This window comes from Bacillus sp. FJAT-29814 (genome assembly GCF_001510715.1).
Classification (GTDB): Bacteria; Bacillota; Bacilli; order Bacillales; family Cytobacillaceae; genus Neobacillus.
This window is the reverse complement of record NZ_LMTJ01000005.1, coordinates 410768-434302: the sequence shown is the minus strand read 5'-3', so window position 1 is coordinate 434302 and position 23535 is coordinate 410768. Positions and strand designations below refer to the sequence as shown.

29 protein-coding genes and 1 riboswitch are annotated in these 23535 nt (G+C 42.1%); of the genes, 6 read left to right on the top strand and 23 right to left on the bottom strand.

The features are described from left to right. Positions 1–126: 126 nt before the first annotated feature. Positions 127–963, bottom strand: a complete 837-nt coding sequence (locus AR334_RS14545) for a biotin/lipoate A/B protein ligase family protein (protein ID WP_066312315.1) — start codon at positions 961–963, stop codon at positions 127–129. Between the two features lie 183 nt (positions 964–1146). Between AR334_RS14545 and AR334_RS14540 the strand changes: the two genes are divergently transcribed. Beyond that, positions 1147–1530, top strand: coding sequence for a rhodanese-like domain-containing protein (locus tag AR334_RS14540; protein ID WP_066312309.1), 384 nt, complete (start codon positions 1147–1149; stop codon positions 1528–1530). A gap of 49 nt (positions 1531–1579) precedes the next feature. On the opposite strand, the gene gcvPB is transcribed toward AR334_RS14540, so the two are convergent. From gcvPB to gcvT, 3 genes are read right to left on the bottom strand one after another with little or no spacing between them, the layout of a single operon-like run. Continuing rightward, entirely contained in the window at positions 1580–3040 is a 1461-nt protein-coding gene (gene gcvPB, locus AR334_RS14535) for an aminomethyl-transferring glycine dehydrogenase subunit GcvPB (protein ID WP_066312303.1), read from the bottom strand. After that, complete coding sequence (gcvPA, locus tag AR334_RS14530; RefSeq protein ID WP_066312295.1) at positions 3033–4379, bottom strand: aminomethyl-transferring glycine dehydrogenase subunit GcvPA; 1347 nt, start codon at positions 4377–4379, stop codon at positions 3033–3035. The genes gcvPB and gcvPA overlap by 8 nt, the downstream gene beginning before the upstream one ends. An 18-nt stretch (positions 4380–4397) precedes the next feature. Further along, on the bottom strand, positions 4398–5501 hold the full coding sequence (gene gcvT / locus AR334_RS14525) for a glycine cleavage system aminomethyltransferase GcvT (protein ID WP_066313857.1): 1104 nt from the start codon (positions 5499–5501) through the stop codon (positions 4398–4400). 193 nt (positions 5502–5694) lie between these two features. After that, positions 5695–5782: riboswitch (glycine riboswitch) on the bottom strand. A gap of 189 nt (positions 5783–5971) precedes the next feature. Between gcvT and AR334_RS14520 the strand changes: the two genes are divergently transcribed. Beyond that, entirely contained in the window at positions 5972–7660 is a 1689-nt protein-coding gene (locus tag AR334_RS14520) for a DEAD/DEAH box helicase (RefSeq protein WP_066312291.1), read from the top strand. Further along, positions 7638–8432 (top strand): YqhG family protein, encoded by a 795-nt coding sequence (locus AR334_RS14515; RefSeq protein WP_066312285.1) that lies wholly within the window; start codon positions 7638–7640, stop codon positions 8430–8432. The genes AR334_RS14520 and AR334_RS14515 overlap by 23 nt, the downstream gene beginning before the upstream one ends. Before the next feature lie 50 nt (positions 8433–8482). On the opposite strand, the gene AR334_RS14510 is transcribed toward AR334_RS14515, so the two are convergent. The 8 genes from AR334_RS14510 to comGA form a co-directional block, all read right to left on the bottom strand. Further along, the gene (locus AR334_RS14510) at positions 8483–8677 is read right to left on the bottom strand and encodes a YqzE family protein (RefSeq protein WP_066312276.1); all 195 of its coding nucleotides are present in this window, start codon (positions 8675–8677) and stop codon (positions 8483–8485) included. Between the two features lie 61 nt (positions 8678–8738). Further along, on the bottom strand, positions 8739–9113 hold the full coding sequence (gene comGG, locus AR334_RS14505) for a competence type IV pilus minor pilin ComGG (RefSeq protein ID WP_066312273.1): 375 nt from the start codon (positions 9111–9113) through the stop codon (positions 8739–8741). Further along, positions 9110–9586: a competence type IV pilus minor pilin ComGF gene (gene comGF / locus AR334_RS14500; protein WP_082692949.1), complete on the bottom strand. Its 477-nt coding sequence runs from the start codon at positions 9584–9586 to the stop codon at positions 9110–9112. The genes comGG and comGF overlap by 4 nt, the downstream gene beginning before the upstream one ends. Further along, a complete protein-coding gene (locus AR334_RS14495; RefSeq protein ID WP_066312270.1) occupies positions 9534–9866 on the bottom strand; it encodes a hypothetical protein in 333 nt (110 codons plus the stop codon). Before AR334_RS14495 ends, comGF begins: the two co-directional genes overlap by 53 nt. Beyond that, entirely contained in the window at positions 9850–10290 is a 441-nt protein-coding gene (gene comGD / locus AR334_RS14490) for a competence type IV pilus minor pilin ComGD (protein WP_066312268.1), read from the bottom strand. Before comGD ends, AR334_RS14495 begins: the two co-directional genes overlap by 17 nt. Next, positions 10287–10634: a competence type IV pilus major pilin ComGC gene (comGC, locus tag AR334_RS14485; RefSeq protein WP_066312263.1), complete on the bottom strand. Its 348-nt coding sequence runs from the start codon at positions 10632–10634 to the stop codon at positions 10287–10289. Before comGC ends, comGD begins: the two co-directional genes overlap by 4 nt. 19 nt (positions 10635–10653) lie before the next feature. After that, entirely contained in the window at positions 10654–11685 is a 1032-nt protein-coding gene (comGB, locus tag AR334_RS14480) for a competence type IV pilus assembly protein ComGB (protein WP_066312260.1), read from the bottom strand. Beyond that, complete coding sequence (comGA, locus tag AR334_RS14475) at positions 11672–12727, bottom strand: competence type IV pilus ATPase ComGA (RefSeq protein ID WP_066312257.1); 1056 nt, start codon at positions 12725–12727, stop codon at positions 11672–11674. The genes comGB and comGA overlap by 14 nt, the downstream gene beginning before the upstream one ends. 295 nt (positions 12728–13022) lie before the next feature. Here comGA and AR334_RS14470 point away from each other — a divergent pair, with 295 nt between their 5' ends. Then, positions 13023–13721: a metalloregulator ArsR/SmtB family transcription factor gene (locus tag AR334_RS14470; RefSeq protein WP_066312252.1), complete on the top strand. Its 699-nt coding sequence runs from the start codon at positions 13023–13025 to the stop codon at positions 13719–13721. Positions 13722–13804: 83 nt separating this feature from the next. Continuing rightward, positions 13805–14047 (top strand): DUF2626 domain-containing protein, encoded by a 243-nt coding sequence (locus AR334_RS14465; RefSeq protein ID WP_066312245.1) that lies wholly within the window; start codon positions 13805–13807, stop codon positions 14045–14047. Positions 14048–14090: 43 nt separating this feature from the next. On the opposite strand, the gene AR334_RS14460 is transcribed toward AR334_RS14465, so the two are convergent. Together AR334_RS14460 and AR334_RS14455 are read right to left on the bottom strand one after the other, a co-directional pair. Continuing rightward, entirely contained in the window at positions 14091–15191 is a 1101-nt protein-coding gene (locus AR334_RS14460) for a class I SAM-dependent methyltransferase (RefSeq protein ID WP_066312243.1), read from the bottom strand. A 169-nt stretch (positions 15192–15360) separates the two neighbouring features. Further along, positions 15361–15996 carry an MBL fold metallo-hydrolase gene (locus AR334_RS14455; RefSeq protein ID WP_066312240.1) on the bottom strand — a complete coding sequence of 212 codons (636 nt, stop codon included), beginning with the start codon at positions 15994–15996 and terminating at the stop codon, positions 15361–15363. A 230-nt stretch (positions 15997–16226) separates the two neighbouring features. On the opposite strand from AR334_RS14455, the gene AR334_RS28940 reads away from it, so the two are divergent. Beyond that, the gene (locus tag AR334_RS28940) at positions 16227–16403 is read left to right on the top strand and encodes a DUF2759 domain-containing protein (RefSeq protein ID WP_082692948.1); all 177 of its coding nucleotides are present in this window, start codon (positions 16227–16229) and stop codon (positions 16401–16403) included. Between the two features lie 56 nt (positions 16404–16459). Here the strand turns inward: AR334_RS28940 and AR334_RS14450 are convergent, their stop codons facing one another. The 9 genes from AR334_RS14450 to rpmG all read right to left on the bottom strand — a co-directional run bounded on the left by AR334_RS14450 (position 16460) and on the right by rpmG (position 23523). Beyond that, positions 16460–17593 (bottom strand): hypothetical protein, encoded by a 1134-nt coding sequence (locus AR334_RS14450; RefSeq protein WP_066312237.1) that lies wholly within the window; start codon positions 17591–17593, stop codon positions 16460–16462. A 131-nt stretch (positions 17594–17724) separates the two neighbouring features. Continuing rightward, on the bottom strand, positions 17725–18696 hold the full coding sequence (locus AR334_RS14445) for an ROK family glucokinase (protein ID WP_066312225.1): 972 nt from the start codon (positions 18694–18696) through the stop codon (positions 17725–17727). Positions 18697–18705: 9 nt separating this feature from the next. Continuing rightward, positions 18706–18918, bottom strand: coding sequence for a YqgQ family protein (locus AR334_RS14440; RefSeq protein ID WP_066312220.1), 213 nt, complete (start codon positions 18916–18918; stop codon positions 18706–18708). Between the two features lie 82 nt (positions 18919–19000). Further along, positions 19001–20560 carry a rhomboid family intramembrane serine protease gene (locus AR334_RS14435; RefSeq protein WP_066312217.1) on the bottom strand — a complete coding sequence of 520 codons (1560 nt, stop codon included), beginning with the start codon at positions 20558–20560 and terminating at the stop codon, positions 19001–19003. 133 nt (positions 20561–20693) lie between these two features. Continuing rightward, positions 20694–20888: a sodium:proton antiporter gene (locus tag AR334_RS14430; protein ID WP_066312212.1), complete on the bottom strand. Its 195-nt coding sequence runs from the start codon at positions 20886–20888 to the stop codon at positions 20694–20696. 101 nt (positions 20889–20989) lie between these two features. Continuing rightward, positions 20990–21943 carry an L-lactate dehydrogenase gene (locus AR334_RS14425; RefSeq protein WP_066312211.1) on the bottom strand — a complete coding sequence of 318 codons (954 nt, stop codon included), beginning with the start codon at positions 21941–21943 and terminating at the stop codon, positions 20990–20992. Between the two features lie 23 nt (positions 21944–21966). Beyond that, entirely contained in the window at positions 21967–22755 is a 789-nt protein-coding gene (locus tag AR334_RS14420; RefSeq protein ID WP_066312210.1) for a DUF92 domain-containing protein, read from the bottom strand. Beyond that, positions 22748–23317 (bottom strand): 5-formyltetrahydrofolate cyclo-ligase, encoded by a 570-nt coding sequence (locus AR334_RS14415; protein ID WP_066312209.1) that lies wholly within the window; start codon positions 23315–23317, stop codon positions 22748–22750. Before AR334_RS14415 ends, AR334_RS14420 begins: the two co-directional genes overlap by 8 nt. 56 nt (positions 23318–23373) lie before the next feature. Continuing rightward, the gene (gene rpmG / locus AR334_RS28935; RefSeq protein ID WP_082692947.1) at positions 23374–23523 is read right to left on the bottom strand and encodes a 50S ribosomal protein L33; all 150 of its coding nucleotides are present in this window, start codon (positions 23521–23523) and stop codon (positions 23374–23376) included. Between the last annotated feature and the right edge of the window lie 12 nt (positions 23524–23535).

Below are 23535 nucleotides of genomic sequence, written 5' to 3'. Positions count from 1 at the left end.
ACTAGATTTTAAAGAAAATAAAAGCAATACGCCAATTTCCTATAAAAAACGAGAAATTTTAACAAATTTTGCGGTTTGCATTCAAAAAATCCCCAAAATTAAGAAGCGGCCTAACCGCTTCTTAATTTACCGTTTAAAGTTCCATTCATCATTTTCATATCGCTGTTTTGCAAGGTTCTCAACGTAAGCAAGCTCGTCCTCAGATAGTTGATATGGCTCTAGGTTAATATTTAGCCCCTCGGCAAAGCCTTTATAGAATGCCTCTTTTGCTTCCTCAAGGGTAATTTTCCTCGGACTGATGGCATTAATCGCCACCGCTTTATCCTTAAACGCCTTCTTCATCCGTTCCTTGACCCGTTCGTTTGAGTACTTAAATAAACTAAATAGCTTATCTTCGTCTAAGTCCAAAAGAATCGACCCATGCTGCAGAATGACTCCCTTCTGCCGCGTTTGCGCACTGCCTGCCACCTTCCGGCCTTCGACGACCAGCTCATACCAGCTTGGGGCATCAAAACAGACGGCTGAGCGCGGATTTTTCAACGCATCACGCTCTTCAGCTGTCTTAGGCACTGCAAAGTAAGCTTCAAGCCCCAAATGGTGAAATCCTTTTAATATTCCTTCTGAAATCACCCGATAGGCCTCAGTAACGGATTTCGGCATTTCGGGATGTTCTTCCGACACGATTACACTATAAGTTAGCTCATGTTCATGGAGGACACCTCTGCCGCCAGTCGGCCGCCTCACAAACCCCAGTCCGTGGGCCTTTACTGCATCCATATTTATTTCTTTTTCTACCTTTTGAAAATAGCCGACCGATAACGTTGGCGGATTCCAGCCATAGAATCGGATTACGGGCGGAATTTTCCCTTCGCTATGCCAATCAAGCAATGCTTCATCAAGCGCCATGTTAAATGATGGTGAGCTGTTGCCCGAATCAATAAAACGCCATGTTTCCTTTTCCATCCCAAAAACCTCTTTAAATAAAATTTATACCTTGTTAAGTCTATCAAAACAGAAGGGTATTTCAAAATAAGATGATTTTGGCATAATTTTTTAAGAAGATTTTTACGCGTTCAGCTTTATCTTTAGGTAAATGACTTATATAATAAATACTAGTGCAACGAAGTTTGAAAGGAGAAAAAGAAGTTGGATTCACTTTATGTATTGTTAATCATTATTGGAGCGGTGCTAATCTACTCCCTTGGTACCTACTTTTATCAAAAGAAAATTGTAAAAACAGTTACAGAAGAGGAGTTCCGTGCCGGCTACCGCAAGGCACAGCTTATAGATGTTCGTGAACCAAACGAGTTTGAGGCTGGGCATATTTTAGGCGCCCGCAACATCCCGATGTCCCAAATCAGAATGCGAATGAAGGAAATTCGCCCCGATTTGCCGGTTTATTTGTATTGCCAAAGCGGAATGCGCTCAGCACGAGCAGCACAGTTCCTGTATCGCAAAGGTTATAAGAATTTAACCCAGCTTCAAGGCGGGTTTAAAAAGTGGACAGGCAAAGTTAAAACAAAAAAATAATTAATTGTAACAGGCTCCGGAAATCTTTTCCGGAGCCTGTTTTTATTTATTATGCTTTTTGATAGCGCAAAATCGGTTTGCGGGCAGCGGTTGTTTCATCCAGACGGCCGACAACAGTTGTGTGTGGAGCCTCTTGAACGATTTCCGGATTTTCTTCCGCTTCCTTGGCAATTTGGATCATGATATCGATGAAACTATCAAGTGTTTCTTTCGATTCCGTTTCAGTCGGTTCAATCATGATACACTCTTCCACGTTTAACGGGAAGTAAATGGTTGGCGGATGGTAGCCGAAATCAAGCAGGCGCTTGGCGATATCGAGCGTGCGCACGCCTAACTTCTTTTGGCGTCTTCCGCTTAATACAAACTCATGCTTACAGTGACGGTCAAATGGCAAATCATAATACTCAGCCAGCCTTCTCATCATGTAGTTGGCATTTAATACTGCATATTCGGTTACAGCCTTCAAGCCGTCAGGGCCCATGGAGCGAATATACGTATACGCACGGACGTTGATGCCGAAGTTTCCGTAATACGGCTTCACGCGGCCAATCGACTGCGGGCGGTCATAATCAAACACATATTCATCGCCGCGTTTCGTAATTATCGGTCTTGGTAAGAACGGGATCAGGTCAGCCTTCACTCCGACAGGGCCAGAACCAGGGCCGCCACCGCCATGCGGGCCGGTAAACGTTTTATGAAGATTCAAGTGCACGACATCAAAGCCCATATCCCCAGGTCTAGCCTTAGAAAGGACTGCGTTTAGGTTTGCACCGTCATAATAAACCTTTCCGCCAGCCTCGTGGACAATTTCGGCAATCTCGACAATATGCTCTTCAAACAAACCGAGTGTATTTGGATTGGTCAGCATCAAGGCTGCCGTATCGTCCCCAACCACTCTTCTTAAATCCTCTAGGTCAACAAGTCCATTTTCATTTGATTTTACAGTAATGGTTTCAAGACCCGCGACTGTTGCGGAGGCAGGGTTTGTCCCGTGAGCAGAATCAGGGACAATAACCTTTGTCCGCTTTAAGTCGCCGTTTGCTTCATGATAGGCACGGATCATCATTAATCCAGTCCATTCCCCATGGGCGCCTGCCGCCGGCTGAAGTGTAACCTCATCCATACCGGTTATCTCAATCAGATGCTGCTGCAAATCGTATAACAGCTCGAGCGCACCTTGTACGGAGCTTTCGTCCTGGAGCGGGTGGATATGGGCAAATCCGTTATACCGGGCAACATTTTCATTGATTTTTGGATTGTATTTCATCGTACAAGAGCCTAAAGGATAAAATCCTGAATCTACTCCGTGATTTCTTCTTGAGAGAGCCGTATAGTGGCGCATGATATCCAACTCGGAAACCTCTGGGAGCAATGGCTCTTCTTCACGTAAATACCCCTCAGGAAGAAGCCCGTTTACATCCAGCTCCGGAATATCCATTTCCGGAAGGCTGTATCCGACGCGACCTGGTGTACTAACTTCGAAAATCAGCTTCTGGTCTTGATTATGCATGCAGATCCCCCAATTCTATCACTAAAGTATCAATCTCTTCCTTCGTTCTTTGCTCGGTAACAGCCAATAGCATATGGTTCGCAAGTTCAGGGTAGTCACGGCCCAAATCATAGCCGCCGATCATTCCTTTTTGCAACAGCTGTTGATTAATCTCTTTAACCGGTTTATTTAATTTCACAACAAATTCATTAAAGGAATAGCCGTCATACGCCACCTCAAAGCCTGCAGCTTTTAAGGCTGATTTGGCATAATGTGCTTTTTGCAGGTTGGCAGTTGCGATTTCCCGAACACCTTTTTTGCCAAGGGCTGTCATCGCAACAGAAGCAGCAAGTGCATTCAACGCCTGATTTGAGCAAATATTGGACGTAGCCTTATCACGGCGAATATGTTGTTCACGAGCCTGCAGGGTTAACACGAAACCACGGCGTCCTTGGTCATCGGTTGTCTGGCCGACAAGACGTCCCGGGACCTTGCGCATTAGCTTAGTTGTTACTGCAAAATAGCCGCAGTGCGGACCGCCAAACGCAGTCGGAATCCCAAACGGCTGAGCATCACCTACAACAATATCAGCACCAAATTTACCAGGTGGGGTTAAAATGCCGAGTGAAAGCGGATTGCTCGATACGACAAACAATGATTTATGTTCATGAATAATTTCTTCCAGTTCCTTTAAGGGCTCAATTCTGCCGAAGAAGTTTGGATATTGTACTACGACAGCAGCGATATCATCATTAATCAATCCTTTTAACGCCGCCACATCTGTAATACCATCTTTTACAGGAACCTCAATCACTTCAAGGTATTGACCCTTTGCATAGGTTTTTAGCACTTCGCGTGATTCAGGGTGAACCGCACCCGAAACCAGGATCGTTTTGCGTTTTGTATGCCCGGCACTTAGCATCGCTGCCTCGGCTAGGGCTGTTCCGCCATCATACATCGAAGAATTGGCAACATCCATTCCTGTCAATTCACAAATCATTGTTTGGAATTCAAAAATGGCCTGCAGCTCGCCTTGGGAAATTTCAGGCTGATAAGGCGTATAGGCTGTATAGAACTCGGACCTTGAAATCACGTGATCGACAATTACCGGCATATAGTGGTCATAAACTCCGGCACCCAAAAATGACACATTGGTTCTTAAATCAGCGTTTTTTCCAGCCATTTGAAAAAGTTCTTTCATGAGGGCTGTTTCCGATTTGGCCGGTTTTATGTTGTAATCACCCTTAAAACGAACCTTTTCAGGAATGTCGTTGAAAAGCTCATCAACGGAGGAAACACCAATTGCCTCAAGCATTGCGTTCTTGTCTTGTTCAGTCATTGGTAAATAGCGATGTTTCATGTACCTTACTCCCTTCAGCTATTTCTTTTCTCTTTTATAAAAAGGCGTTGGAACCACTTTCGCTTTTAAACGTTTGCCGCGAACTTCAACTTCGACTTCGGAATCTACGGCTGTGTATTCTGAAGAAATCAGGGCAAGACCAATATTTTTCTTTAGGGTAGGCGATTGTGTACCTGTTGTCACCTCGCCAATTTTCTCCTCACCTTTGAATACCGGATATCCATGACGTGGAATGCCGCGGTCTAGCATTTCAATTCCGACAATTTTACGGGCAAGACCGGTTTCCTTTTGCTTGACTAATGCTTCTTTTCCGATAAAATCTGCCTCTTTATTTAATTTCACCGCAAAGCCAATTCCGGCTTCGAGCGGAGAAATCTCTGGTGACAGTTCTTGTCCGTAAAGGGCTAATGTCGCTTCGAAACGAAGTGTGTCCCTGGCACCTAAGCCGCATGGAATAACGCCGTCTTCCTTCCCTGCATCAAGAATGACTTTCCACAGGTCGCCGACATCATCGGCAGCGCAGTAAACCTCGAAGCCGTCTTCTCCGGTATAGCCTGTTCTTGATACCAATGCTTTTTTTCCATCTATACTGACTTCCTGCTGGAATTTGAAGAAGCCGATTTGGCTTAAGTCAGTTTCTGTCAGCGTTTGTAAAACCTTCTCGGCAAGAGGCCCTTGAATGGCGATTTGCGCCGTTTTTTCCGACAGATTTTCGATGATGACATCCCCTTCGAGATGCTTTTCAAGCCAGTTATAATCTTTTTCAATATTGGAGGCATTGACCACTAGCAGGTAATGATTGTCCTCGATTTTGTAAACAAGCAGGTCATCAATCGTACCGCCGTTTTCATAGCACATCGCCGTATACTGGGCAGCGCCGTTTTTGACCTTTGAAATGTCATTGGTCATCATTTTTTGCAGATAATTCAGGCTGTCGGCACCTTTTACCTCAATTTCCCCCATGTGGGAGACATCAAACAATCCTGCCTTCGTGCGGACTGCTTCATGCTCATCCTTGATGCCGGAAAATTGCACTGGAAGCTCCCAGCCGCCAAAATCAATTGTTTTTCCCCCATATTCCTTATAGACGTTAAACAGTGGAGTGCGTTTTAATTCCGTCATTTTCAATCCCCCTTCTTCAGCTACATGTTCATTAGTTCTTAAAAAGATAAAACTCATAAAATCAATTGGTACAATAAAAAAGGACAGAAAACCCCCTTTATCAAAAAAGAAGGTCTCTGTCCTTGCACCTGAAAGTTTACCAAAAATGGCTGTCCCCTTTGGTGGCCGGATTCAACGGCACTCTCCAGAGCTGCGTCCAACAAGAGTTCTTTTGCCTGAGAGATTCACATCTTCTGCTTGCTCCTTCGGCGCTACATAGTAGTCTCTCCCCTTGTTATCATTCGCACATAATAAAATTTTCCATTATGGTCATACTAATTATACTTAAAAAATAGATACTCTTATTTAAAATATTTTAAACTTTCAAAGCTATTATCATCCTACCATTAAACTAACATTCTGGGCAATAACAAAATACCAAAATGAAAACGCATTCGCATAAGCTATTGCAGAATAAGGAGTTGAAACATATGAATGTTGAAATAGAATTCGATTCTTCGTGGCAGGATGATTTTTTGCAAAAAATTGACCACGACGGCCCGTGGGGAAATTGGGAGCTCTTCAAGCTGGCGATCGATATCGAAAAGCATCTGATCATTCCTGAATTTGAGGGACTCCAGGCACCGAAACATCTGCCAAACCTAACACCGCTTCCGCATCAACTAGAAACCGCCAAGCAGGTGATTGAAAATATGAATGGGAAAGCGATATTGGCTGATGAAGTCGGACTGGGAAAAACAATTGAGGCAGGGTTAATTTTAAAAGAATATATGATTCGCGGATTGGTCAAAAAGGTATTAATTCTTGTTCCTGCTTCACTGGTAACCCAATGGGCTCAAGAGCTAAATAATAAATTTTATATTCCGGCGATCACCCAGCGGAAAAGCTATGTATGGGATCAGTGTGACGTTGTCGTTTCATCGATAGATACAGCGAAGCGGAACCCACACCGCGACATTATCTACCAGCAGAATTACGATTTGATCATTATCGATGAAGCCCATAAATTGAAAAACAATAAAACGAAAAACTATGAATTTGTCCAAAACTTAAAAAAGAAATTTTGTTTATTGCTGACAGCGACACCCATTCAAAATCGAATTGAAGAGATTTTCAATCTTGTGTCCCTGTTAAAGCCAGGTCATTTAGGCAGTGAAACAGTGTTTTATGAAAAATATAAACGCGATTCGCGCTCGTTAAATGACGATGAGCACCTAAAGGAACTTGTAAACAAAGTGATGATCCGCAACCGCAGGGCCGATACGGGAATTGAATGGACGAAACGCTACGTTGAAACCATCCCGATTGAATTTAGCCCATCTGAGCGGGAGTTATACGACTCAGTTACAGAATTAAAAAATGAAGGCGACTGGATTCAGACCAGCAGTTTCTCGGTGATGACCCTGCAGCGGGAAGCCTGTTCAAGTCGCGAGGCCGTTTTCTATACGTTAAAAAACATGCTCCTGAAAAAGGAAAATCCAACTCAGGACTATCAACAGCAAATCGAATCTTTAATAAAAAAGGTAGAAGCGGTCCAGAAAAATTCAAAAGCGGAAAAGGCGCTTGAATTGATTCAAAAAATTAATGATAAGGTGATTATTTTTACTGAATATCGAGCAACCCAATTGTACCTGCAATGGTACCTGAAACAACACGGCATTTCATCTGTTCCGTTCCGCGGCGGGTTTAAGCGCGGGAAAAAGGACTGGATGCGTGAATTGTTCCAAAAGCATGCCCAGGTATTGATTGCGACAGAAGCTGGCGGTGAAGGGATCAACCTCCAATTCTGTAACCATATTATTAACTTTGATTTGCCATGGAACCCGATGCGTCTGGAGCAGCGAATCGGCCGGATTCACCGTCTCGGCCAGGAAAAAGATGTAATGATCTATAATTTCGCCATTAAAAATACCGTGGAGGAGCATATCTTAAAGCTTTTATATGAAAAAATTGATTTATTCGAGAGGGTAATCGGCGAACTAGACGATATCTTGACCAAACTGGAATTCGGAAATATCGAAGATCACTTAATCGATATTTTCAGCGGTTCCAGCTCGGAAGGGGAAATGCGGATCAAGATGGAGAATTTATCATCGATGATCGAGTTTGCCGAATCCATGAAGAAAGGAGAAACCCATGCAGCAGCAGGAAATTCGTAACTTTCTGGTAAACTATTTTCAGGCAAATGATTGCCCCATTGTTGAAAATCATCCGGCCTACCTAACAGTTCAGTTAACGATTGAAATGGATAAGGAATTGATGAACCGCCCGTTTTACTGGCACTATCTGGAAAAAACCGGCGGCATTCCCAACCCTATGCAGTTGACTCTGATTACCGATAAGGAACGCGCACCTGAAAAGTTAAGGGGGGAAACGATTCATTTTGGGTCGCCAAGACTCCATCAAATTTTTGAATCAACCAAGAATCTATCACGCTACATCAGGCTTTATGAAAACCATCCCAATGCCAACCGGCAGACGCCACTCCTGCCTTGGCTGTGCATGAACGTAAAAATATCATACCAATGTGACCGCAAGCGCGATATTTTTAAATCAATCGGCCTCCAGTTAATTAATGGCCAAATGGTCGAGGATTTCCATGATCGGCTAATGAGAGTCCCGTTGACACCTAAAATTCCCGACTATTCCTTTACATTGTCACCTTTAATAAAACCAAAAAGCGGGATGCTCAGGATTGAAAGTTATTTAAAGTCGGCAATCGAAATGGACGACCATTCATGGGCAGATGAAGCCAGGGAGCGCTGGGAAAAGGATTTAAAACTGCTAAATCATTTTTATGAGGATGTCAACGAAGAAACAAAGGAAAGCTACGAAACTGAGCAGCAAGCGTTAAAGGAGCAATATGAGCCAAAAATCAATATTTCCTTTATTAATGGCGGCTTATTTTATCTAACCGATAGAGCAGTTTAATCAGATAAAAACCCCCAAAATCATAGCTTTCTGATTTTGGGGGTTTTATATTATGCACCATTTTTTCTGCGGATTCTTTTTAATTCCGAATAAACAATATAGGGCAGAATGCCAAACCAGCGATACCAGAAAGAAGCTTTTGCCTCTTTTCTCTCCTGGCGCAGCCGTTTACGCTCATCTCTTGGCTGATCGGCATATTTAACAATTGTCTGGGTCATGTATTTAACATAGTCATTTGTTTTCATGCTGCACACCCGCCTCCTGAATTACATTACAAGTATGCCCAATTTCACAAAAAACAAACGACTAAAAAACAGTCCATTTCATCAACTTCTTCGTTCTTGTATCAAAAAGGCCCCTGCCGGTTACCTTTTCACCCGTGTTCAAGCTTAACGTAAACGTCACCCTTTGGCTGTAACCGGATGGTGCTTCTGTTTGAAAATCCATCCATCCCTTTTTATAGGTGTAGGTCCCCTTGACAGGGAGGCTCCCATTTGTTTGGAACGTTCCTTCAAGTTTTTTTACAGAAGCCAAAAAGTAATACTCTTCCTGCATGACTATTGTGGTTTCATGTGCAAGCTTCCTTTCCGATAGCAACCTTTCCGTTTGGATCGAAAAAAATAACAGAAATAATAAAAGCAAACACAATGTTAAGGGATAGGTGAAACCATGTTCACTCATGGTCCATCCCCCCAATCAACCAATGAGTATGCAGTGACAGAATAATTCTTTCCCTTTAGGTCGGTTACCGTAACCAGGATTCTGTTGGGCATTTTCGTAAACGAGTAATTGGAGACGTTCTGAAGGAGTATTTCATGCCCTAGTGAGTTAACCCGCCTTCTTAAATACGAACCGTATTTTTCATAATATACGGTTTCGCCGTCCTTGGTCAAAATCAAACGGCCGGAAACGACCTCCGCCTTGGAGGACAGGCGGATTTCTTTTTTCATTTGCATACAAAATACTTCCCACTCCATCGATTGCAACGCTTTTTGGGAAGCTTGATTTTGAAGGATGGTTTGAAAAATGGGTCCCATAAAGAAAACAATTATTGACAACATTGAAAGGGCCAACAGGACTTCAATCAATGTAAAGCCCGTTTCATTCGACTTGACCGCATACTTCTGTTTTTGCTTGCAGCGGAGTGTCCCCAACCTTCACGCACACCTCCATCAAACTGGAATATTCCCGCCAATAAATTTGATACTCGACGCCATTTTTCGTGATTCCATAATTGACTGGATTATTAATATTGAGCAATTTTGCCTGCAATTCATCAAACATGATCTGACGTGCCGCTTTTTCAATTTCAATACGGACCGACTGCTCCCTCAGGTCTATCATTAGCGGAGTCAAATACAGAAAAATAAGAAACAAAGCTGTTAGCGACAGCATTAAGTCCAGCAAAAAGTACCCCTTATTTTTCTGTAACATAAAAACGCCCTTTTCCAATCAGGATTGTCATCACGTATGTTTTATCCCGGGAAATAATCAGAAAGGTTCCAAATTTGTTGACCGTTCCGTCATGAAGATATTTAAAATATAAAGTAATGGTCCCTTCAATCAATTCAATATCAGTCGAATAAGTTCTGTCGAGCAAATGCTCCTGCCCAGACCGTAACAGCAGAGAGTATGAATGATTTGCAGGAGAAAAGACTACCGAAACCTCCTGCTGATGGGCAATCGCATAGGCTTGGGCATAATATAAATCTGCCTTTAATTGCGTCAGAAACGCCTCATTATTAAGCACTGATTGCTGCGGCTTTAAGGAAATCACCGTGACAGAAGACAGAATCATGAATATGGAGAGCACTACTAGGGATTCAATTAAAGTAAATCCCTTTTGAGCGTTACTCATTTCGAAGTTTCGTTGGCCGCGGTTTGTTTTGGAACGGAAGTAACATTACCCTTTTCATCAATTTCAACCGTATCGCCGTTTGGACAACCCTTCGCATTCTCGCCCAAATAATCTTTAGTTTTTAAATCGTCCATAGTTGGTATTTTATTGTTCTCCATTTGATAAGCTTGCACCTGCGCTTGAACCATTTTCACATAAGCATTGCACCCCTTGTTGTTAATATTGGAATTATGCTTGGCCACATTCGGTATCGTTATGATTAATAAAACCGAAATAACTAACATAACAATCATCATTTCTATGAGAGTAAAACCGGCTTCTTTATTGATTTTCTTATTATTCATCTTCTTAACCTCCGCTTTTCTAAATGCCATTTAACAGATGGAACATTGGTAATAAAATCGCCAAATACATGGAAACAACTAAAATACCTATAAACAAATACAGGATAGGCTGGATGGCCTTTAATCTGTTTTCGACCAAGTCCTCCATGGTCGACACACAATGCCTACTGAAAAACAATAATTCCTGTTCCAATTTCCCATTTTCTTGACCGTGTTTAACAATCATTGGAAATTCCTTTTCAAAAAAAGCATAGGCGGCCAGGATTGTTTCCAATTTTTCACCGGAAATGAGCTTTAATTTAATCTCCTGCCCAAGTTGGCTGAAAAATGGTTGACGTTCATTTTTTTCAAAAAGCTTTAATGCTTCGGAAACGGATATTCCCCCGGATAATAGGAAACTGAGTTGAATGGAAAAATAGTGGGTAAACAGCAATTTGAGGATTCTGCCGATAATAGGGAGTCGAATGAGCAATGTCCGCTGCTTGATAGCGGAGAAGTTTTTAAAGAAGAAAAGATAGTAAATTGCTGTTATTACTAGCAGAACTAGCATAATCTCAAGGAAAACAGGAACATAACGATCAAAGGCATAAATCACCTTTGTAAAAAAATTCGCCTCCAGACCAAGTGTTGAAAATAAAGTGGTAAACCTCGGCAACAGTGTGTTCTCGACAAATACAAACAATAGACCGGTAATGAATATAAGCAGCATCGGATACTGAAGCAATTTGATTAGCTTTCGCACATCTTTTTCCTTTAATAATGCAAGGCTGCTGCCCTCGAGCAATGCCTCTGCAAAGCTGCCGTGCTGTTCGGCAAAATAGACATAACCGATTAAATCTTTGTTAAATCCCAAACCTTCTAGTGCGTCATGAAACGGCGACCCTTTCTTTAATTCAGTTAAACATCCATACAACTCCTCCTTTCGATTTGCAGGCAAATGTAATGCTATGGATTCAATTGCAGCCGCAATTGGGTATCCCCTGGCCAAAAGTTCGCCAATTCTTCGCAAGAAACTGGCTTGTTCACTGACAGTCCATTTACGTCGTTTCATCAGCATACACCAGCCGGTCATACTCTGATTCCAGAATATAGCCGAGCGCAATTCCCTTATTGATTACCTGTCCCAACGTCCGATAATTCGTTTCGACCTTCTCACCCTTTGCTGCCTTCATGGCCATGTTTAGATTTCTCCCTGATAATAGCTCAAACACACTCGCCCGTTTCCAGTGGCCGTAGGAATAACATAGCGGCGGGCATTCTTCCTTGCAAAACGGACAGGTCAATTCCACCAGTCTTTGCGCCGTAACGGCAATCAGTGTCTGTTCAACCTCCAGCCAATTTACGCCAAACTCATGAAGCCGGAACACCGCGCCTTTTGCATCACGTGTGTGCATGGTGCTTAGCACCAAGTGCCCTGTGAGCGCTGCGCGTACCGCAATTCTCGCTGTTTCTGCGTCCCGGATTTCCCCCACCATGATGATATCAGGGTCATGCCGCAAAATCGCCTTTAAACCGGCAGCATAAGATACACCGGCTTTCTCATTCACTTGAACCTGAAGCACGGAATCGTAATTTTTTTCAATCGGGTCTTCTAAGGTAATGACATTTCGGTGGAATAAGTGTGCGGTTTCATTGATGAGAGAATACAAAGTGGTCGTTTTACCTGATCCAGTCGGCCCGGTAAATATTATTAAACCGTGTGCATGCTTGAGAAGCGCTAAAAGTTTGCGTGTCATGGAAGGAAATAGTGAGAGCTGGTGAAACGGTATTTGTTCCTGCTGAGGCAAAAGCCGGATGACGAGGCTTTCGTGATTGTTCGATGGGAGCGTCGAGAGCCTTAGGCCCATCCATTGTCCATTGACTTCACAAAAAATGGCACCACTTTGCGGGCGTCGTCGTTCACCGATATCCATATTGGCTGTAAATTTAAAGTGTGAAATAAGTCTGTCGCATTCGTCTTTTGGAAGAGATAATCGTGGAATCAGTTTGTTTGTTAATCGGATTTGAACGAGCGTGTCATTTTTTCGCGGGATAATGTGGATGTCAGTTGCCTGGTTTCTGGCCGCATCGGAAATAATCCGGTTTGCTAACATCTCTATAGAACTAACAATCGGAACCACCACCTTTTTTATTTGTCTTTGCTAACGATTCGACACCATTCAACTTTTTCCTTCTTTATTTTAAAAAAAATATCATTTTTTACAAAAAAAATAAGTTTTTGAAAGAAAATGGCGAATAATGGTTCATTTTTCTAATATTGTTACAAACTAGCGTCGGTAATTGTGAACATTTTCTAAACATATAGTGTAAACGTTAGAAACCTCATTCCAACTTTAATATTGCTGTATTATAATGGGAATAAATTATGGGGGTCCGAGGTGAACAGAGATGGAACAAACACTAAAGATAACAAATGTTTTGTCAGATCCAACCAGATACTACATCTATCAATACATCACAAAACGTCACAAAGAAGTAACGGTACAAGAGGTGGCGGAGAATTTCGATATTCATCCTAACGTTGCCAGATTGCATTTATCCAAGCTTGAAGATGTCAACATGCTCATTTCTGAAACAAAGAAAACAGGTAAAGGCGGACGGCCAAGCAGATTATATCGTCTATCTGACGATGTCATTCAACTTCATTTCCCATTCCGCGATTATATGCTCTTATCAAAAGTGGCAATGCAAACGATGATTTCCTTGGGTGAAGTAGGTAGGGAAGCACTGTATTTAACAGGCAAGCGGTTTGGCTCCGAAGTGATTGAGCAAGAAATTGCTAAGAGATCAATAGGGGAAGAATTGAATTTCAATGAAAAGGTAAGTATTTTAAAAAATGCTGCCACACTTGCAGGTTTTTATCCAGAATTTGAAGCAAATGGCGACCAGACCAAAATCTTTTTCCAAATCTTCAACTGTCCATTTAAGGAAGTGGCGGAGGATCATATGGAGACAGTATGCAACATGCACCATGAATTCCTTAAAGGAATGTTTGAAGCATTATTCGATTCTGTTGAATTAATTGAAAAAGATAACATCATTTCTGGTTGTGAAACTTGCTCCTACCAGGCACTTGTTACAAACTAAATCGAAACCATTATTTACATTCAACCTCCTTTTCCTATATAATATTGTAATGATGGTATTAGAGGGGTAAAGGAGGGATACATATGGATCGCATGTTTAGAGTATGTGGTTTCTGGACGGGTATTTTTACTGTTATGTTCTATCTTGGCGATATGGATAAAACAGCAATGCTTTTCTTGGCCCAAACTGGATTCTTCGTCCTGCTTAGCTATCTAAAATTATCTGAACGTATGTATTTATGGGTATTCGGGGCATATTTAACTATATTCTTCGCAGGCTTTACATACTGGACTACGTTCATGATGCCGCTTGGCGGAGGACACTGACGAAATAAAAACGCCGAAATAATTCGGCGTTTTTATTTTTGCACTAATATTTTCCCTCTGTGAATAAATCAGTTGTTGATAATGTCAGCCCTTTTTGTTGGATGACAATATGAAAATACGAACTCAATCCGCCAGGCATAATCAGGCTACGAATCGCCCTATTTCGTTTGCTTACCTCAGAAAATGGATTAGGATCATAATGATTCTCCAATTCCTGCAGAATCCCCGCCTTTATCAGAAACTCATCCTGCCTGAACATTGTGACCAACTCCAGATTGGCATCCCTGCCTTTTTGAATAAGGTAGTCCAAATGAATATGCGTGGTTATATCCATCTCTCCCGGATTAACTAACACATTGTCAAACATCTTATGTTGATAATAACCCCTTAGGCTGCCATTTCTCCTTCTAGGGTCCATCCATTCTTCATTCGTATAGCCATAATCGGCGGTCACGATCAGCCCGCTGGTAACATGGCCAGCTATTCCTTCAATCATTTTCTTCATGGCGATTGGTACCTCAATTCGCTGTTTATCCCGCAGTTCAAGATTACTCTCCTGTAAAAAATGGAGTATTTCACTATTAGCGACCGGTACCTTCTGCTCAATCAATTGGTCATTTTTCATCCCAATCATCACTTCAAACAACTGGCCATGCTCCTTCTCTACGACATGGACCGGCAAGGCATCAAACAGTTCATTCGAGAAAACCATACCCGCTATGCTTCCAAGCTCTTCAAGGCTGTCCACCTGAACGACTGATGGATAGGACAGTAACAATTCTCTTTGCAGCTTCCGATGGTAGGGACTTGTCTCAACAATAATATAATCTAAAGGGTTATTTATGGAATCGTTCCATTCTTGTAAAAACGCATGCGCAAACCGACCATTTCCGGCTCCGATTTCATAAAATTTAGCGGGCATTTTCAATTTTTGACAGATGGAAGAAAACCACTTTGCCATCAGTCTTCCATAAACATCTGAAATATTGCTAGTCGTAATAAAATCCCCCTGACGGCCAATTTTTGGCGATTCTTTCATATAATAGCCAAAATCGGGATGATAAAGGGCAGCGCTGATGAAATCGGCATAAGTGATCAGGTGATCCGGCGAATTCGAAATGAGACTTTTTAAATAATTAATCATATGAACTCCTTTTCAGGTTAACACTATTGACACAGTGGAAACTTTACTATATTGTTAAGTTAGTAGCTTAAACTTTTATCCCTCCCATTAATGAATAAAACATCCCCCAGAAAGGCCCTTCTCGTAAATCGAGAAGGGCCTTTCTATTTTAGAGTTACACTTCTCAGTATTAAAACCCATTCAAAAACGGATTGCTGTCCATTTCATCCCCGATCGTCGTTACCGGGCCGTGTCCAGATAAAACGTACGTATCCTCCGGCAGCGTCAAAAGCTTATCATGGATGCTTTTTAACAGCTGCGACTGATTGCCTCCGGGAAGGTCTGTCCTGCCGATACTGCCTTGAAATAAGGCGTCACCCGAGATGACAAACCCTTCACTCTCAAAATAAAACGAAACACTTCCAGGTGAATGACCCGGAGTATGAAAAACAGTGAATGCAAAATTGCCTACTTTCAGCGGACCTTCTGCAGTAAGAAGGTGATTGGCAGGGTTAATTCTTATCGGTTCGATGACCGGAAAGAACTCTGAGCCATTTAGCATTGGGTCACCGAGCCATTTTTCTTCCTGCTTGTGGAGATAAACAGGAACCTTGTATGCATCGCGTACCTCATCAACAGCACCGATATGGTCAAAATGAGCATGTGTCAATAACACGGCCAACGGCTTTATGCCTCTTGAGTTTAGAAGGTTAATTAGCTTTTTAGCCTCCCCGCCAGGGTCCACTATTAAGCAGTTTTTTTCTTTGTCTTCAACAATATAACAGTTTGTTTGGATGCTTCCCAAAGGGATCTGCTGCCATTTCATTATATTAATACCTCCAACATTATCGTATGCAATACCACTATTTTACACTAAAATATATGTCATTAGAAAGATTTCTCGAGCTTGGCAAAGGGAAATGCAATAGTCTTTTTTTTGCCCTCGACAAACGCTTGAAAAAAATATAAAATAGGAAACGAATGTATATAATATTGTTACATAACTATCTATTGCAGGTTAGTGCCTGCTTATCACGGAAAAAGGGGGAGCTTTTCATGGGATTGGTTATCATTTTTGCTTTAGTTGCCATTCTGGCAGCATATGGCGCTTTTTCGGCGTTCAAGAATAAAAACCTTTTAGGCGCATTTTGGGGATTAGCCTCATTGGTCGTATTTGGATTATTCGCACTCGCAACCGTTATCAATTCAGGTTACCCAACCGGAACTCACTAAAAAGACTGTCCTAGGCAGTCTTTTTTATTTTGCATAAAAAAATGACCCATTTAGAGTCATTCTTTAATTAAATCAAGTATTTTCCTTTTAGACACATCAATGATTTTTTCAAAGCGATTGCCATAAAGCAAAGCATCTCCTGATGGCGAAAATTGAATCGGTTCATTTTCCAAACCGGACATGATCACCTTGCTGCCATGTTTTTTAAGGTCATAAATTTCAAGGTCAAAGTCGTCCATATAGGTATCAGCCTCTCCGCTTATCTTTGGCTTTAATGCCGCAAATTGGTTTCCCGAGGCATAATAATCATAAAACGGGATCAGCCAGTCGGAGAACCTCGATAGCAGCGGACTCGTAAACGAGAAAACTTCCTTCATTTCCCCATCAAAAAAAGCATAGGTTGCCTGGGGATTTTCTATTGCATTTGCTGAGATGGTCAATAGTTTGTCTTGATAGGGTGAAAATTGAATTATCGCCGGAAATAACGTTTTTCCTTCATCTTGCCCAATTTCCATTTCAATAAGAGGTGCATACAAGCTGGGATTGTTGTCATCCCAATTCAAGAACCCATATTTATGGTTCCCTGTCCATTGGACAAATGGCTGTGGTAGAGACAATTTACTGATGGCGGCTTTTTGGGTGTCGAGCAGCAGAACTTCAAAACTCCAATCCTCATTAAACTTCGAAATGAGAACCTCCGAATCATTATAGGGATTCCATTCAAACAATAACTCATAGGAAGCAATCGATTGGCTTGCCAGTACCGATCCCGTTGTATCAATGATTGTAACGATACCCTCATAGGAAGACGGGGAGGAATGAACTAAGATGTATTCTTTTGATGGACTTATTTGTGCATTTACGATTGGTGCATTACTTTTATAGATCAATTCACTTTTTCCGGTGAATAGTTGATATCGATATAAACTCGAGGTTTGCTCCAGATTTGTGATATAAAGAATATCGTTGTCTGCCAGCCATCCTGCAGATTTATAAAATTCGCCTTCCGCAACAGCGATGGGCAGCTTCCATTCTTTTTCTGAAACATTGGATTTCGGCGGCCGGTTTTTCTCTGTTTTTACTGGAGCTTTCGGCTTTTCCTGTACCGGCTCAGTACAAGCGCTTAAAAGAAGGGGTAAAACAATGATAATCATCAGCCAAAAAAGATTATTTGCAGATTTTACATTCAATCGTACCTTCTCCCCCCTCCCGCTTTTGTTCCCTATCATTTAGTACGTACAAATGATGAGAATGTTTCAATATTTACAATATTATAACAAAAATTGAAAAAAAGCCGTATAAAAACGGCTTCCAGAAAAATTTAACTTATTTTATTTTTAATCAGCCAAGCGGCCCCCAGCACCCCTGCATCATTACCCAGCGTAGCAAGAGCCAGTTTAGTAGAATTTTTTACGGCAGAGAAGGCAAATTTATCAAAGTTTTCTTGGACCGCATCCAGCAGTATGCTTCCCGCCCTTGATACACCGCCGCCGAGAACGATTTTTTCCGGGTTAAGCGTATTACCGGCATTGGCTAATACAAGGCCAAGATGGAAGGCTACTTCCTGCAATACCTTGTTTGCGAGGGTATCACCGTTTCTAGCAGTATCAAAGACATCCTTTGCCGTTATTTTATGATCTCGTGCATACAAATCGGCCAATTGACCTTCTGCATCGCCCTTGGCAAGCTCTTCAAGTGCTAAACGGACGATCCCCGTAGCAGACGCTACTGTTTCAAGGCAGCCCGTTTTCCCGCAATTACATGGTGCTCCGCCAATAGGAATCGCGGTAGCATGGCCAATCTCCCCGGCAGCGCCGTTTACTCCTTGAACAATGTTTCCGTTAGCGACGACCCCGCCGCCGACCCCTGTTCCCAAAGTGACAAAAACCAGGTCATTGGCACCGTTTCCGGCCCCTTGCCACATTTCGCCCAATGCCGCACAGTTTGCATCATTTTCGACAGCTGCTTGAAGCTTTGTTGCATCCTCAAGACTTGACTGTAAAGGAAAGTTATCCTTCCAGCCGAGGTTAACCGCATTTAGGATGACGCCCGTTTCATAGTCTACGGGACCGGGAGCACCCATCCCAACCCCGACAAGGACTTCTTTCGATTGACCAAGCTCATTTAGTTTTTCATCAATTGATTTGCCGATATTAACCGTAATATTTTCCCCTGCATTAGAGTTGTCCGTTGGTATCTCCCATTTATGCAGGATTTCCCCATCCATTGAAATAAACGCAATTTTCGTTGTAGTCCCGCCTAAATCGACTGCAGCAATCCATTGATTCGCCATTCTTCTCACCTATCTCATATGGTCTGTTTTTTCTTTTTCAAGTTGAATTTCATGTCTTAGCAATAATAGTGCTGTTTGGTATTCCCTTGGTTCAATCAGCTGTGCTTGAAACAGTTCCTTTACCTCCGCCTCCATCAGTTCCAAATCGGCTACACGGTCACCGATATAAATAATCGTTCCAAACCTTTTTAAAAATTGTTGAATGTCGTAAATTGTTTTCATTTCTGGTGCCCCTTTTCCCTAAAAGTATACCCCATGCCATATTTGTCCTCAAGAGAATATTATTAGACATTTTTATCAATGGTCATTCCTCAACCTGGGACCCCAGATATTGATTAATTTCCTGGACCAAATTGGAATACTTGGATTCCCCTGGCATTAATTCTACTGCCCGTTCCGCATTCTCCTTCGCCTTTTGCAAATCATTTTCTTCCAAATAAATTAATGCCAGATTATAGTAGGCTTCATGAAAATCAGGATTAAGCTCAATCGCTTTAAGCAGATGGGGTTTTGCATCCGAAAGCAAACCCTTTTTGATCTCTACATAGGATAATAGGAAGTAGGTACGTTCGGATATTTCCGAGCCCTGCTGCTCATAATGCTTCAACGTATCATAAGCGGCATCATAATTATTTTGCTGGATATAATCCTGAGCCAGCACTATAGTTGAACTCTCATCTAGCGTCTTATCAGAATTGCTGAACCCGTAGGTCAACGACCCCCAGACAAGTACTGCCGATGCTGCCAGGAAAAGTACTTGAATGAACGGTTTGGCTTTCTTCGGAAAATGGACAAGACCTGCTGCGAGAAACCCTCCAGCTAGTCCGCCTAAATGGCCGGCATTATCAATTCCTGACACGGAGAACCCAAACACCAGATTTAATGCCAAGACCGCAAAAAGATTCATTCCCATTGTCCTCATAAACAATTTAGGATAGGTAACCCCAAAATAAAGCAATGCGCCAAAACAGCCGAAAATAGCTCCGCTCGCTCCTGCAGATAAAGTGGAGCTAAATAGGAAGCTTGCGACCACGCCAGCAAACCCTGCAAATAAATAAATAATCAGGAAGCGGAAGCGGCCATAAATTCGCTCTACCTCTACACCAAGATAATACAAAGATAGTGTATTCATGGCTAGGTGCAAAAATCCGATATGAATAAAGACCGGCGTGAAAAAACGCCACCATTCCCCTTGATATATTAATTGATTTACCTTTGCGCCATATTTAATCAGGTTGGATGTGTTCGTACTGCCGCCATTAACCTCCATCCAGAAAAAAACAGCACATTGGATCAAGATAAAAACATAGGTAAAAAAGGGTTTGCCGCCGCGAAGAATTTCTCTTTCTGCCTTAGCTTTTTTTACCGAATGTTCTATCGACGATTTTTTAACAAGTTCGACTTCCTGGTCCGAATATTGCTCATTAATTTGAAATTGAAGATCAACGAGCAGCTGTTGGGAAATGGCTCGTAGACCACTCTCCGCTTTATCATTTGTCAAAAGAAGTGTTTTAACAACGGTCTTATTTCCTTCAGGATGGACAAATGGTTGAGTTATTCGGGATTCATAGTCGTCCACGGGTGGAAATTCGCTGACATAAATGTTTGTCAGATGCAGCTCGCTTTTGCCCAATTGTTTGCGAATTCTTTCGCCATTTACGGCCGAAAATTCTATATCTCGCTGCATCGTATTGCTCCAATCAAAATTTTCAAGCATTAGCCTGACAATCGGAGCGTGCTTATTTTCCAGTTTCTCAAGCCACAATTCCTTTTGGTTATCAAATAACTGTATTAGCCTGTAACCATGCTCAGATATTAGTGAATAGGCTATCTGCCAGAAGATAAAATTTTCTCTATTATTCATTTCTCCCCTGCTTTCCAAAAAGATGTCTTGTTTTTATTATTATAAACGATAATTTAAAATGAACATGAATGAAAACCTGCGAAGAGGTCAAGATTTAACCATTTTGACAAAATAAAAAAACCATCTGTGGTTTTCACCTAGCAGATGGTCCGCCAAATACAGTTTGCATTAATTTTTGTTTTACACCAGGCATGCTCATAACTGAGCTGACAGCAATTCGCCGAAGCCAGCCCGATGAAAACAAGAGATTCATCAATCGATACCGATAGCGAAAAACAAAATAGCCAATAGAGCCAATCATGAAAATAGATGTTAACATGCGTGACATCTTCATCCCTCCTGACCCTATTTTGTGATAGTTGATCAGGTTTTATCCCAGCACAAACGCCAAAAAAAGTTGAATTCAAGTGAATCCAACTCTTTTCATGGTTAATATTTCTTTAGAACAGTTTCCATTGTGTTCTTCAGTACTTGAACAGAACCGGCAAATTTTTCTTTCTCCTGATCATTTAAATCCAGTTCGACAATTTGCTTGATCCCATTGCGGTTCACAATGGCCGGTACCCCAATATAAATATCATCATGGCCATATTCACCATTTAGATAGGCTGACACGGTCAACACAGAGTTTTCATTTTCAAGCAAAGCCTTGGTCAACCTTACAAGCCCCATTGCAATTCCATAATAAGTGGCGCCTTTTCGCTCAATGATATGATAGGCGGCATCACGGACATTCAAGAAAATTTGGTTCAGGTCACCCCGGCTGTATCCCTCGCGATTTTTTGTCCATTCCGTAATTGGCGTACCGGCTATATTGGCATTGCTCCATACCGGAAGTTCGGTATCTCCATGCTCGCCAATTATGTAGGCATGGACATTTCGCGTATCGACATTGAAGTAATCTCCAAGTAAAAATCGAAACCGCGCCGTATCCAAAATAGTGCCTGAACCGATAACCCTCTCTTTCGGAAACCCGGAAAACTTCCAAACAGCATATGTGAGGATGTCAACTGGATTGGTCGCCACCAAAAATATGCCATCAAAACCGCTGGCCAATATCTGCTCCACTATTCCCTTGAAGATTTTTGTATTTTTTTCGACTAGGTCAAGCCTTGTTTCAGCTGGCTTTTGATTCGCGCCGGCTGTAATGACAACAATATCCGCTTTTCCACATTCGGAATAGTCACCATACCAAATTTTCGTATAGGAAGGAGCAAATGGAAGCCCATGATTAAGATCCATTGCATCCCCTTCTGCCTTATGTGCGTTTAAATCGATTAAGACAAGCTCTTCTGCAATTCCTTGGTTTAACAGAGCAAAAGCATAGCTTGAACCAACAAAGCCTGTTCCAATAACAGCAACCCGATTTACCCGATTTAACAAGTCAATTCCTCCCTACCCTTAAGTTATAATAAGATTAAATAAAGTGCTATCGCGAGCATTGCCGCCAAGAGACCTGACAAGAAATTTACCATGTCGTTGTCCATTAACAAAATGCCTTTAATTTGGCTTGTTGGTTGACCACAGTGGAACCTTTTCTCCGTTTCGATGCCGCATTGGCGGCAAGCATAAACCTGTTGATAAAAGGCGCCAAATAAGGTATCAATAACATTCCCGAGATAACCAAAAATAAATACCAGGGCCAAAACAAGAGGGGCCGGTTTAAATAACAAGAAACCAACTACAGCAATGGTTAGTGCCCCCAAAAGTGCCGCAGTACTCCCAAGCATGCTGATCGCACCGGAGGTTCCCTTATCTACCCGCTTGAAAGTTCGAATATAAATAGGAGCCCTCTTGCTCAAGCTGCCTATTTCAGAGGCCCATGTGTCCGAATTGGCACTGGCAAGTGACACCATAAATCCAAGCAGCAAGATGTTGTCCTGATTGAAGATATATAGAATACTGAACACTGCCGCCATTCCGCCATTAGCAAACACTTGACGCCAGTCCCGCGTTGCTCCTTTGGCCAATTTCTCCTCCAAAGTCCTTTTCGCCGCACTTTTATAGTTTGACCAGAAACTTGAAGTCGCAAAGAAAATCCCTAAAAGAAATAGCCCTTTTGCACCAAAGCCTGAATAGACGGCAACGCCGACTAAAAAAGCCGCTGCGGCGCCCGAGGTTGTCAGCGATTTCACCCGATATCCGGTTATCCCTGTCATGATGATGACAGCAACAATGAGAACTGCCTCAATCATATGAGTGAATAATCTCGTTAGTAGTAATTATTTTTGAAACCGGGATATCAAATTTTTCTATCGGAAACCTTGGAATCATTTGTTCAGGAAAAGCAAGTGAGATTGTTTTACCAGTGAAATCCAGCAAAAAGCGATCATAGTAGCCGCCGCCAAAGCCCAACCGATACCCTTCCCGAGTGAAGGCCAAGCCTGGTACGATAAGAAGGTCAATCTCCTTAGGATCCATTTCCGTTGTCTCTTCTATAATTGGCTCCAGCAATCCAAAATAAACGGATTCCAGCTGAGAAAAATCAGTCAGCGTCCTAAAAGACAGCACTTTCTCTTTTGGGTCGCATTTTGGCACGACTACCCGCTTACCTGATTCCCACGCCTTCCTTATAATTGGGTATGTATCTACTTCAGGCACCCTGGAAATGGTGATCCCGATGGTGGCAGACTTTTTCCACTCGTCTTGTTGATAAAGAGTTTGGGCAATTTTATTTGAATAATCTTCATATATCTGTTCTGAAAGATTGGAAAGTATAGCTTTCATTCTCTTGCGAATTGAAGTTTTATCCTCCATCTCAAAGCCCTCCCATTTTTTACTGCAACAAAAAAAGCAACAGGAAGCCCTGCTGCTTATTTTGTTTCGCGGTGTACAGTTGTACGCTTTTCTCTTGGGCAATATTTCTTAAGCTCAAGACGATCTGGGTTGTTGCGTTTATTTTTGTTTGAAATATAGTTACGGTCTCCACACTCAGTGCAAGCTAACGTAATATTCACACGCATGTTTATTTCCCT